The sequence below is a fragment of the Amycolatopsis sp. H20-H5 genome (assembly GCF_035828755.1).
In the GTDB taxonomy this organism is placed as follows: Bacteria; Actinomycetota; Actinomycetes; order Mycobacteriales; family Pseudonocardiaceae; genus Amycolatopsis.
Map to the genome: position 1 here is coordinate 31,150 of NZ_JAYMZS010000019.1, position 11,603 is coordinate 42,752.

The 11,603-nt window shown below is 69.9% G+C and carries 11 protein-coding genes and 1 pseudogene; 3 read left to right on the top strand and 9 right to left on the bottom strand.

Annotation, left to right across the window (positions count from 1 at the left end; genetic code table 11):
- Positions 1 to 43: 43 nt before the first annotated feature.
- Positions 44 to 2,029: an amino acid transporter gene (locus tag QMK34_RS14120; RefSeq protein ID WP_326414368.1), complete on the bottom strand. Its 1,986-nt coding sequence runs from the start codon at positions 2,027 to 2,029 to the stop codon at positions 44 to 46.
- Positions 2,030 to 2,159: 130 nt separating this feature from the next.
- On the opposite strand from QMK34_RS14120, the gene QMK34_RS14125 reads away from it, so the two are divergent.
- The gene (locus QMK34_RS14125) at positions 2,160 to 2,564 is read left to right on the top strand and encodes a DUF5709 domain-containing protein (protein ID WP_326414369.1); all 405 of its coding nucleotides are present in this window, start codon (positions 2,160 to 2,162) and stop codon (positions 2,562 to 2,564) included.
- Between the two features lie 202 nt (positions 2,565 to 2,766).
- On the opposite strand, the gene QMK34_RS14130 is transcribed toward QMK34_RS14125, so the two are convergent.
- The 3 genes from QMK34_RS14130 to QMK34_RS14140 form a co-directional block, all read right to left on the bottom strand.
- Positions 2,767 to 3,234 carry an HNH endonuclease gene (locus QMK34_RS14130; RefSeq protein ID WP_326414370.1) on the bottom strand — a complete coding sequence of 156 codons (468 nt, stop codon included), beginning with the start codon at positions 3,232 to 3,234 and terminating at the stop codon, positions 2,767 to 2,769.
- A gap of 131 nt (positions 3,235 to 3,365) precedes the next feature.
- Positions 3,366 to 3,845: a MarR family winged helix-turn-helix transcriptional regulator gene (locus tag QMK34_RS14135; protein ID WP_326414371.1), complete on the bottom strand. Its 480-nt coding sequence runs from the start codon at positions 3,843 to 3,845 to the stop codon at positions 3,366 to 3,368.
- Between the two features lie 75 nt (positions 3,846 to 3,920).
- A complete protein-coding gene (locus QMK34_RS14140; protein ID WP_326414372.1) occupies positions 3,921 to 5,087 on the bottom strand; it encodes an NAD-dependent epimerase/dehydratase family protein in 1,167 nt (388 codons plus the stop codon).
- A gap of 180 nt (positions 5,088 to 5,267) precedes the next feature.
- Here QMK34_RS14140 and QMK34_RS14145 point away from each other — a divergent pair, with 180 nt between their 5' ends.
- On the top strand, positions 5,268 to 5,768 hold the full coding sequence (locus QMK34_RS14145) for a GtrA family protein (protein ID WP_326414373.1): 501 nt from the start codon (positions 5,268 to 5,270) through the stop codon (positions 5,766 to 5,768).
- Here QMK34_RS14145 and QMK34_RS14150 read toward each other — a convergent pair.
- The 5 genes from QMK34_RS14150 to QMK34_RS14170 form a co-directional block, all read right to left on the bottom strand.
- Positions 5,698 to 7,875: a glycosyltransferase family 2 protein gene (locus tag QMK34_RS14150; RefSeq protein WP_326414374.1), complete on the bottom strand. Its 2,178-nt coding sequence runs from the start codon at positions 7,873 to 7,875 to the stop codon at positions 5,698 to 5,700. The genes QMK34_RS14145 and QMK34_RS14150 overlap by 71 nt on opposite strands.
- Positions 7,872 to 8,858 carry an NAD-dependent epimerase/dehydratase family protein gene (locus tag QMK34_RS14155; RefSeq protein WP_326414375.1) on the bottom strand — a complete coding sequence of 329 codons (987 nt, stop codon included), beginning with the start codon at positions 8,856 to 8,858 and terminating at the stop codon, positions 7,872 to 7,874. The genes QMK34_RS14150 and QMK34_RS14155 overlap by 4 nt, the downstream gene beginning before the upstream one ends.
- Before the next feature lie 24 nt (positions 8,859 to 8,882).
- Positions 8,883 to 9,155, bottom strand: a complete 273-nt coding sequence (locus tag QMK34_RS14160) for a DUF6295 family protein (protein WP_326414376.1) — start codon at positions 9,153 to 9,155, stop codon at positions 8,883 to 8,885.
- A 20-nt stretch (positions 9,156 to 9,175) separates the two neighbouring features.
- Complete coding sequence (locus tag QMK34_RS14165; protein WP_326414377.1) at positions 9,176 to 9,919, bottom strand: dienelactone hydrolase family protein; 744 nt, start codon at positions 9,917 to 9,919, stop codon at positions 9,176 to 9,178.
- A gap of 82 nt (positions 9,920 to 10,001) precedes the next feature.
- Positions 10,002 to 10,619, bottom strand: a complete 618-nt coding sequence (locus QMK34_RS14170; protein ID WP_326414378.1) for a LysE/ArgO family amino acid transporter — start codon at positions 10,617 to 10,619, stop codon at positions 10,002 to 10,004.
- 69 nt (positions 10,620 to 10,688) lie between these two features.
- Here QMK34_RS14170 and QMK34_RS14175 point away from each other — a divergent pair.
- Positions 10,689 to 11,570: pseudogene (locus QMK34_RS14175) on the top strand (LysR family transcriptional regulator ArgP); the annotation flags it as partial.
- Positions 11,571 to 11,603 lie beyond the last annotated feature (33 nt).

An 11,603-nucleotide genomic window follows, 5' to 3' on the forward strand; every position in this document is an offset into this window, starting at 1 on the left:
CAGAACTGTGGACTCGACTGCGGACCCGACGAGCAGGGCCCCGTCAGCTGCTGCCGACGTGGATACCGGGACGGCGGGCCGGGTCCTCCTCGCTGGCGCGCAGGATTTCGCGGACGACCGGCGCGGTGTCGCCCCGGCCGAGGATGAGGTAGCGGAACAGGTGACCCAGCGGATTTCCCTCGGCCCACTCGAAGTGACACTGCGGCCGGACCCCGGTGGTGTCCCGCAGTGCCAGCAGGATCGCGGCGATCGCGTTCGGCGCGGCCGGGCTCTGCGCCCGCAGGATCCGGTAGCCGTCGATGTCGACCCCGCGGACCTGCAGCACGTTGCTGAACTCCGAGGGGTCGATGACGTCGATCTCCAGGAACAGCACGTCGGCCGAGCCCGGCACCGGGTTCATCCCGCGCTGCTCGACCTCCTTCGCCGAGTACTCGGCGAGGTCGCCGCCCTGACGGCGGTTGGCGATGATGTTCAGCGCGCCGTCGTTGGCGAGCGAGTCGGTGACGAACCGGCGGGCCGTCTCGTCGAACTCGATCCGGTCGGCTCGCAGCTCCGTGGTCCTCGACACCCGGGAGATCAGGGAAACGACCACGATCCCGAGGATGAACAGCGCGGAGATGGCGATGCCGTCGGGCTTCTCGATCACATTCGAGACCAGCGCGTAGAGCAGCACGAGCGTCAGCACCGAGAACGCGACGGTGGCGAACCGCTGGCGGCCGCGCAGCACCGAGATGGTCACCGCGACGGCGCCGGAGACCATCATCGCCAGTATCCCGGTCGCGTAGGCGCCGGCCTGCGCGTTGACGTCGGCGCCGAAGGCGATCGTGATGAGGATGCTGATCACGGTGTAGACCAGCACGACCGGCCGCACCGCGCGGCCCCATTCCGGGGCCATCCCATAGGTGGGCAGATACCGCGGCACGATGTTGATCAGCCCGGCCATCGCGGACGCACCGGCGAACCAGAGGATCAGCACACTGCTGACGTCGTAGACGGTCCCGAACGCCTCACCGAGCCGCTCGTGGGCGAGGTAGGCCAGCGCCCGGCCTGCCGCCCTGCCACCCTCCTTGAACTCGTTGGCCGGGATCAGCACGGTCGTGATGAAGCTCGTGGCGAGCAGGTACACCGACATGATCAGCGCGGCGACGGTCAGCAGCTTGCGGGTGTTCCGGATCCGCGACTCCAGCCGCTGCTCTGCCGTCTCCCCCTCGGCCGCGACCAGCGGCATCATGCTGACCCCGGTCTCGAACCCGGACAGGCCCAGCACGAGCGCGGGGAACGCGATGACCGCCGGGCCGAGCGCGCCGAAGAAACCGCCACCGCGCGACGTCAGCGCGTCGGTCCAGCGCGAAAGCGCGGCGGGCTCCGCGATCAGCTCGACGACCCCGGCCACCACGACGGCCGCGTTCAGCAGCAGGAAGATCGCGACGAGCGGGATCGCGACCTTGACCGCCTCGCTGAAGCCCATCAGGAAGACCCCGCCGAGGATCAGCAGCAGCACCACCGTGATCAGCACCGCCTGCCCGTGCAGGAATCCCGGCAGGTAAGGGTTTTCCAGCATGTGCACGGTCGCGTCCGCCGAGGACAGGGTGATCGTGATGATCCACGAGGTCGCGACGAAGCCGAGCAGGACGAGCACGAAGACCTTGCCGCGCCAGAACGGCAGCAGGTTCTCCAGCATCGCGACCGAACCCTGGCCGTGCGGGCTCTCCCTGGCGACCCTGCGGTACATCGGCAGCATCCCGAACAGGGTGAGCGCGACGATCAGCAGCGTCGCCAGCGGGGACAACGCCCCGGCGGCGAGGGCGGCGATGCCCGGCAGGTACGACAACGTCGAGAAGTAGTCGACGCCGGTGAGGCACATGACCTTCCACCAGGCCTGCGGTTCGGCGTGTGCCTCGGCGCTTTCCGGGCCGACCGGGGCGACCCGGTGCTCCAGCAGCCACCGGGCCAGGCCGGAGCCGGGTGCCTTCGGCTGGACCGGACTCTCGACACTGGCCGGAACGGCAAGCTCAGGTTCGGTGCTCATTGCGCCCTATCCCCCGCTGGATGATCTCGTCGGTACCCCTGGCACCGGCAAGAATGCCCGATCGGCCGGATCGGGTGACCGTCACCCCCGCTCGGTCGCGATCCGGCCGGGGAGAGCGGACACTGTCGCCATGGGCAGCGACTACGAGGACAACGCCGGCGGCGGTCAGCTCGACCCCGACGACACCCTGGAGGACCGGGGTGTCGAGGACGCACTGGACGAGGGCTACTCACCGCCGGAGCGGCCGTGGGCGGTCCAGGGCTGGGGCACCACGGAGCGGGAGGAGCGCGTCCGCGAAAGCTGGGACGGCCGTCTCGCGCGGGAGGTGCCCGAGGACGGCGAACCCGGCGGCGACCAGCTCGGCGACGTGGTGGGGGCCGAGGGCGAGCTCGTCGACCCCGAAGCCGGGGATCGGCGGGCGGGCAGGCTGATCGCGTTCGACGGCGGAGGGTGGTCCGCCTCCGACATCGGCATCGACGGCGGCGCCGCGTCGGCCGAGGAAGCGGCGATCCACATCGTCGGCCCACCAGACTGAGCGCGCTGCCGCCCCTCCGGTCCTGAAGTCTCTGAAGGCCACCATGAGGGCGTCTAAGTCCCTCATGGTGGCCTTCAGAGACTTCTGTAATCGGGCAAGCTTAAATCCCTGGCATTGGCGTCTGACGCCGTGCTGAAGGCCTTCCGAGCGTGACGGTCCCTGAAGGCCACCATCACGGCGTTAGACGCCGTCATGAAGGCCTTCAGGGGCAGACGACGACTGAGTGCAGCTCGCCCCACGTCGGGACGCGCGGTGCGAAGCGGAGCCGCATACCGGCTTCCTCCGGCAGCTTGTCGGCCTTGCGGGCGTTGCAGCTGCGGGAGGTCCCGCCGCACGCGGCGACGGTGTTGAGCCAGCAGGTGCGGGCGCCGCCGCGGCTGAGCGGCTTCACGTGGTCGATGGTGGTGGCGTGGCGGCCGCAGTACGCGCAGGTGTGGTCGTCGCGCTTGAGCACGCCGCGCCGGGACCAGCGGGGCTGGCTGCCGTAGCGCCATTTCATCACGACGTACCGCAGGAGGCGCACGACCCGCGGCCGGGGGAACAGCCCGAAATTGCTGTCCTGCTCGGCTTCGTGGATCTCCGCGACGTGCCGGACGAGCATTCTGATCGCGTGCGGGACGGAGACGGTGTGCAGGGGTTCGTAACCGGCGTTGAGCACGAGAACGGTCATGGCGGTGCGCACCTCCTTTCGAGTGTTCGCGGGTACAAAGGGTGAAAGAGAAGGAAAACGTTGCTTTTCCAGCATCACCGAAGACGGCCCGCGACGTCAAAAGAATTAGCGGCGAAGCGCAGGTGACGAGCTCAGTCCGCGTCCGCGGCGAGCCGGTCGCGCAGCCGCTCGAAGACCGCGCCGAGCAGGTCGAGCTCTTCGTCCGACAGCGGGTCGGCGAAGTAGCGGCGAACCGTCGCCACGTGTTCGGGGGCGGCGTTCTCGATGGCGGCGCGCCCGGCCGCGGTCAGCCGCACCATGGCTCCCCGCGCGTCGTCGGCGCAGTCCTCGCGGACCAGCAGGCCCCGCTTCGCCATGCGGCGGGCCTGGTGCGAAAGGCGGCTGCGGTCCCAGCCGATCCGCACGCCGAGGTCCCGCATCCGCAGCACGTCCCCTGACGCCTCGGACAGCGGCACCAGCAGCGCGTATTCAGCCGCGGACAGACCGGCGTCGCGGACCAGCTGCCGATCCAGCGCGGCCTGCAGCTCCTGCCCGAGCCCGCGGTAGGACCGCCACACGCGCGCTTCCCGCTCGTCGAGCCGCTGTTCCTCGAGCCGCTGTGGATCCGCCATGGCGGCAGCCTAGCAAAATATTTGTTGACACATCACTAAAGCTGGATGACCGCGCCGCCGGCTGATGGCCGCTCGTCAGGGTGCGACCACGCGGTTGACGGCCGCCGTCCAGCGCACCTGGGGCCGGAGCCGGTCGGGATTGACCCGCTGCTTGTTCGCGCCGACCAGGTCGAACATCGACTCGATGAGGGTCTCCGAAAGCAGGTGCGGTTCGAGGCCGAGGCCGACGAGGCCGGTGTGCTTGACGTTGTAGTAGTGCTCGGGGGCCTCGGTCCGCGGGTTGTCCAGATGCTCGATCTGGACCGGGCCGGGGAACCGCTCGGCGACCAGCTCGGCGATGCCCCGCACCGACCTGCTCTCGGTCATCTGGTTGAACACCCGGAACTCGCCCCGATCGGCGGGGTGCTCGACGGCGAGCCGGACGCACTCCACGGTGTCACGGATGTCGATCAGGCCGCGCATCTGCGTGCCCTGCCCGTAGACGGTCAGCGGCTGGCCCAGCACCGCCTGGATGACGAAGCGGTTCAGCACGGTGCCGAAAACGGCGTCGTAGTCGAACCTGGTGTCCAGCCGCGGGTCGAGCGCGGTCTGCGGGGTCCGCTGCCCGTAGACGATGCCCTGGTTGAGGTCGGTCGCCCGCAGGCCCCAGGCGCGGCAGGCGAACTCGATGTTGTGCGAATCGTGCACCTTGGTGAGGTGGTAAAACGACCCCGGCCGTTTCGGGAACAGCACGCGGTCGGTGCGCCCGTTGTGCTCGAGCTCGAGCCAGCCTTCCTCGATGTCGATGTTCGGCGTGCCGTACTCACCCATGGTGCCCAGTTTGACGAGGTGGATTTCCGGATTCGTCTCGGCGATCGCGTACAGCAGGTTGAGGGTGCCGATCACATTGTTGTGCTGGGTGTACACCGCGTGTTCCCGGTCGATCATGGAGTACGGCGCGGACCGCTGTTCGGCGTAATGCACGATGGCGTCGGGCGCGAAATCCGTGACCGCGTCAAACAGGAATGCGGCGTCGAGAAGATCGCCTTCGTAACAGCCGATCCGCTTTCCGGAGACCTCCCGCCAAGCCGCGACACGCTCGGCCAGTGTTCCGATCGGCACCAGGCTTTCGACCTCGAGTTCGACGTCGTAGCCTCGCCGTGCGAAATTGTCGAGGACGGCTACCTCGTGCCCTTTGTCCGATAAGTGCAACGCGGTGGGCCAGCCAAGATAGCCGTCACCGCCGAGAACCAGCACTCGCATTGTGCCGCCTTTCTTGCCTGTGTACGCGACTGAACAACGCTGATTCCACTGGGCACGTTGTTGCCTACTTTGCCGACGCTATCGACAAAGTACTGATAAAGGCCTGGCAACGAGCTGTGAATCTCCTATGCGTCCGGGGGCCGGACGGCGGGAGCAACGGCCGGAGTGGAGACTGGGGACATGTCGACGGTAACCAACGCGGTGAAACCTCGCACGACGGAGGAATCGCCCTGGCGCCGCCGCCTCGTGAGGCTGGCCCGCGCCGCCGCGAGTTCGGTGGTGGCCACCCTTGTCAGCCAGGCCGCACTGCTCACGATCCTGTGGGCCGGTGGTGCTCCCGCGCTGGCCAGCGCCGTCGCGTTCGCCGCGGGCGCGGTGCCCAACTACCTCGTGACACGCCGCTGGGTATGGGGCAGGCGGGGCAGGCCGCGGGTCCGGCGGGAACTCGCGCCGTATCTCGTCGTGATCGCCGTGTGCGGGCTCGTCGCAGTGGGGCTGACAACGTTGGCAGGGCACCTGATCGCGCCCTTGACACTGCCGCACGCGCTGTGGGTCGTCCTGCTCGACGGCGCGTACGTGGCCAGTTACGCGCTGGTGTTCGTCGTCAAGTTCACCCTGCTCGACCGGCTCGTGTTCGGCCGCGGCGCAGCACGTACCCCCGCCACCACGTCCCCGTCATGACGCGGGCGTAGTTCGCGCCGTAGACCAGGCTGCCGCCCTTCTTGCTCTTGCCAGCCTTGCGCAGCCGCATGCTCATCGGCAGCTCCAGCACCCGCGCGCCGTGGGCGGTCATACCGAGCATCAGTTCCGATGACTGGTACTGCGGTTCGCCCAGCGGGACGGCGCAGGCGAGCTCGGCGCGCATCGCGCGGAACCCGAACGACGTGTCGGTGATCCGGCGCCAGGTCAGCACCGAAGCCAGCGCGGCGAACACCCGCACACCCAGCCAGCGGACGCGGCTGTCGGCCTCCTCCTGCCCCAGCCGCCGGGAACCGGTGACGAAGTCCGCGGTCCCGTCCAGCAGCGGCGCGACGAGTCCGGCCAGCTCGCTGTTGTCGTACTGACCGTCGGCGTCGGTGGTCACGAGGTACTCGGCCCCGGCTCCGGCCGCCAGGTGGTAGCCGAGCCGCAGCGCCGCCCCCTGCCCGCGGTTGCGAGGCGCGACGCAGACGTAGGCGCCGTGGGCGACGGCGATCTCGGCGGTGTCGTCGGTGCCGCCGTCGACGACCACCAGGACGTGGACCGGCAGGCCGACGCACTCCCCCGGCATCTCCGCCAGTACCTGCCCGATCCCGCCGGCCTCGTTGTAGGCCGCGATGACCACCGTGAGCGGGGCCAGGCTCGCGCCGGGGTAACGCTCGTCGAACTCCCTGACCGCCTCCACGTCGACAGCGTCGGGGTACGCGGCGAGACGACGCCTGCTCGCGGCCGTCAGCGTGGTAAAGCCGAGCGCGCCGGCGAGCGGGAGCAGGACCAGCGCGGGCAACTGGTAGCGCCAGGAGAACTCGAACACCGCCGACGCGAACAGCAGGATCAAGCCGGACGCCGACGCGAACAAAGCTCCCGTTCTGGCTCTGTCGCGGGGTTTCCGGCGCCGGAACACGGTCAGCAACCCGAGCAGCGCGCCGAAACCGAGCACCGCGCCCGGCACGTATCCCCCACCGAGCTGGTAGCCACGCAGGAAAGACGCCAGCGGCGGGTTCACCTTCGGCGTCACGCCGTCGTACTGGACGGTGAGCTGGTCGACGATGCCGGTGTCCGCCCACAATGGATACGTCGGCTGGAACTGCCAGCGGTCGAGCGCGACGTCGGTCGGCGACTGCTGCCTGGCGAAGGCGAAGCTCTTCGCGAAGTCACCGAGGATGGCCTTCGGCACGTCCCACGGCTGCGCCTTGAGCACCGCGACGGCGAATTCGTGCGCCAGCTTCTGCCTGTCCGCGCCCGGGGGGAGCGGTCCCGGCCAGTTCGGATCGAGGTCGGCGTGGGTGTAGTTGTCCACGAGCCGCTGCTCGACGGGCTCGACGGGACAGAACACCCGCAACTCGGGCTGGAGGTCCAAAGTGGCGCAGTCCGCAACAGCCGCCGCGCGGCCGTAGAGCATGCTGCCGGAAGGGCCCGCCAGCGCCCAGTTCCCGGTTTCCGCGTGCAGGACCAGAACGTTGGGCAGGAGCACCACGACCATGCCGAGCACGCCGATCCCGGCTCGCAGCCACCCCTTCCAGTGCCGCCAAGCCCCGCCCGCCACGAGCACGTACCCGAGGAACGGGACGGCCACCGCGACTCCGATGAACCGCACGAGCACGGTCGCGCCGACGAGCAGACCAGCGGCGGCGACCCGTTTCCAGCCGGGTGCGCCGCGACGGGCGAGCAGCAACCACAGCAGGCCGAGCAGGAGGGCCTCGAAGACCACCTCGGACATGATGGTCTGCTCGATCTGCAGCTGGTACGCGTCGAGCAGCACCGGCGCCGCGGCCAGCGCGCCTGCCCACCGGCGGGCGCCCAGCTTCAGCGCGAGCGCGTACACGCCGACGGCGATCGCCAGCCCCGCCAGGTGCTGCACCGCCGCGACGAACGCGAGCCCGCCGAGCGCGAGCAGGGGCCGGAGCACGAGGTCGTAGCCGATGGGGTTGAGCTGATCCGCGCGCAGCGCGTGGAGGTTGTCGAGGTAGCGGAACGAGTCGATGTACAGCAGCGCGGGCCGGTAGGCCAGCCAGGTCACCACGCGCAACGCCGCCCCGGCGGCCAGCAGCAGGAGCAGGAACCCGTGGCGACGCAGGAAAAAGCTCACCTGGCGGGCCGCGCCAGCTCGGAGAAGTACTTCCACACGGAGGCGAGGCCGTCGGCGAGCGGGACCTCCGGGCGGTAGCCGATGGTCTCCGCGCTGGCGGCGATGTCGACGACCACCGCGGGCATCTCCCCCGCGGGCGCCGCGACGTGCTCGACCGGCAGCGCGGCGCCGGTCACCTGACGCACGGTCTCGACGAGGTCCAGCACCGAAACCGAATGCCCCGCGCCGACGATCGCGCGGCCGGAGTACCCACTGTCGAAGGCGAGCCCGATCGCGCGGACGACGTCGTCGAGATGGACGAGGTCGCGGCGCTGCTCGCCGTCGCCGTGGATCCGGACGCCGGTCCCGGCGAGCGCGGCACGCATCAGGCGGGGCACGAAACTGTCCTTATGGGACATTCCGGGACCGTAGACGTTGGTGAACCGCAACGCGCAGGTCGTCATCCCGTACGCGCCGGAGTAACCGGAAAGCAGCATCTCGCACGCCGCCTTCGTCGCACCGTAGGGCGTCAACGGCCGCGGCGGCAGGTCCACGGAGATCGTCGCGGTGCCGACGTCGCCGATCACCGCGTTGGTGGAGGCCAGTACGAACCGCGGCACCTCGTGGCGGCGGGCCAGTTCCAGCAGGTCCTGGGTCACCGCGACGTTGTCCGCGTAGGTCTCCACTGGCCGCTCGACCGAGCGCAGCACGGAGGTGAGCGCGGCGAGGTGGATGATGCCCGCGGTGCGCGCGGTCACCGCCGCTTCCCGGACCTCCGCGTCCCGGAGCTCGCCGACGACAACGTGGACGCCATCGTGGACGCCGTCGTCCCCGTCGTCCCCGGAAGCTCCGATGGGGAACGGAACGCGGTCCACCACGGTGACGGCCACACCCCGCGCGCGGAACGCGCGCACGACCGCACGGCCGATGAACCCGCTGCCGCCGGTCACCACCACGGATGTCCGTTCAGGACTGTGCGGGCCCCTCGGGCCGTCGGAAGGCATGGCGCCCAACCTACCGTCGCGGGGCTACTGGTTCCGTGAAGCCAATCCGGCGGGCGCGGCGGCGAGCGCGGTCTGGATCGCCGCCACCAGCGCGAGCGCGTCCTCCTCGGTCAGCTCGACCGCGACCCTGGCCGAGGGGCCGATCGCCGGGTTGAGGAAGTCGATGTTGACGGTGTGGGCGTAACCGGCGTGGACCGGGTGGTCGACGTAGACCGTCGCGTGGCTGAGCCCGAACCAACCCTGCGCGCCCTTTCCGCTGCCCTCGATGGCGATCTTCTCGGTGAGATAAGTACACATTTCCGGTGCTCCCGTTGAGCTCAGGCGGCGAGGTGGCGGCCGTAGAAGTCGAGGATCCTGGCCCAGCCGTCCGTCGCGGCCTCCGGCCGGTAGCTCGGCCTGTCGACGGAGAAGAACGCGTGGCCGGCGCCCTCGTAGGTGTGGAACTCGTGCGTCTTGCCGAGTTTGTCCAGCTCGGCCGCGAGTTTCGCGGTCTCTTCCGGGCCGGGGTACTGGTCGTCGCCGCCGAAGAGCCCGAGCAGCGGGCAGGACAGGTCGGGAGCGAGCCCGAGCAACGGCTTCATCGAGGACGGCATCCCCGGCGGCGGGTCGTTCACCACGAACGCGCCGTAGCAGTCGACGGCCGCGTCGAGCCGCAGCGAACACGCGGACAGGAACGTCTGCCTGCCACCGGAGCAGTACCCGATCACGCCGACCTTGCCGTTGGCGCCCTCCAGGCTCTTGAGATGCCGGGCCGCGCCGTCGACGTCGCCGACCAGCCGCTCGTCCGGGACACCGCCCGCCGCGCGCACGGCGGCCGACGCGTCGTCCGGGCTCGCGTCCGGCGCCTCGCGGGAGTACAGATTCGGGCACAGGGCGGCGAACCCGTCGACCGCGAACCGGCGGACGATCTCCTTCGTCGCGGCGTCGTAGCCGGGCATGTGGTGGATGACGACCACACTGCCGTGCGGGGCCGGGTCCAGCGGCCGTGCCAGGTAGGCCTCGATCTGGTCGCCCCCGTGACCGGTGATGGTCACGGACCCGGCGGTGATCGCGTCGCTCATGCGCTCCCCTTCAGTTGGATCAACCAGGCCAAGCTATACCGGAAGCCGGGATTCCGCTTGTACCCCCGCGGTGTTCTGGCCGCTAGGCGAGCTGGGTCGCGACCATCGTCACGCCGAGGGTCGTCATGGTGACGGCGATCAGGACGTCGAGCACGCGCCAGGACGCCGGACGCGCGAAGAGCCCGGTCAACCGGCGCGCGCCGAAACCCAGCGCGCTGAACCAGACCGCGCTGGCGAGCACCGCGCCGAGCCCGAACAGCCAGCGTCCGTCGCCGTGCCCGGCGGCGACGGAACCGAGCAGCAGCAGGGTGTCGAGGTAGACGTGCGGGTTGAGCCAGGTGAGGGCGAAGCAGGTGAGGACGGCCTTGCGGGGTGAGGTGTTTTCGGCCGCGCCGACCTGCAGGAAGGCCGGGCGGAACACCCGGCGTGCGGCGAGAAAACCATAGCAGATCAGGAAAGCGCCGCCGCCCAGCGCGATCACGCCGACCACGGCGGGCCACCGGTGCAGCACGGCGCCGACCCCGCTGACGCCCGCCACGATGAGGACCACGTCCGACAGCGCGCAGATGACGACCAGGTGCACCACCGCGCCGCCGCGAAGGCCGTGCTGCAGCAGGAAGGTGTTCTGGGCGCCGATCGCGACGATCAGGGAGAGGCCGGTGCCGAATCCGGCGGCGAGGACAGTCAGGACGTCAAGCACCCGTCCGACGGTACGGTCGCGCGCATCCTGAATCCAGCTAATGATTCTCAGGTATCATTAGCGATTGTGATGTGGGATCTCCCGCTGGACCAGGTCAGGACGCTGCTCGCCGTCGTCGACGAACAGTCCTTCGACGCGGCCGCGGAGGTACTGCACGTGACCCCGTCCGCGGTCAGCCAGCGGGTGAAGGCCCTCGAACAGCGGACGGGCCGGGTGTTGCTGCTGCGGTCGAGGCCGGTCCGGCTCACCGAGTCCGGCAAGGTCGTCGTCCGGTTCGCCCGCGTGCTGACCCGGCTGGAACAGGACACGCGCGCCGAGCTCGGCCTCACCGGCTCGCCAGAGCCGACCACGCTGCCGATAGCGGTGAACTCCGACTCACTCGCGACCTGGTTCCTGCCCGCGCTGGCCCAGGTCCCTGAGGAGCTCAAGATCTGTTTCGACCTCCGCTGCGACGATCAGGACCACACGACGGCGCTGCTGCGGGAGGGCCTGGTGATGGCGGCGGTGACGTCATCACCGGAACCGGTGCAGGGCTGCACCGCGCGCAAACTGGGCCGGATGCGCTACCGCGCGATGGCCTCCCCCGCTTTCGCCGAACGTCATCTCTCCGGCGGCCCCCTGCGGCAGACGCTGCCGGACGTGCCCGCCGTGGTCTTCGATCGCAAGGACGACCTCCAGGACCGGTTCCTGCGGGCCCTCACCCGCCGCCGCCGGTTCGGCCAGGTCCGCCACCACGTGCCTGCCTCGGAGGCCTTTACGGACGCGATCGCCGCGGGCCTCGGCTGGGGCATGGTCCCCGAGGCGCAGGCGGCGCACCGGCCCGGCGCACTGATCGACCTCGCCCCCGGCCGCCCGGTCGACGTCGAGCTCCACTGGCAGCAGTGGAAACTCGACTCGCCGGTGCTAGCGGCCGCGGCCGACGCGATCAGCCGAGCCGCGGCCCAAACACTAAGACACCGAGACACCGAGACACTAAGACACCGC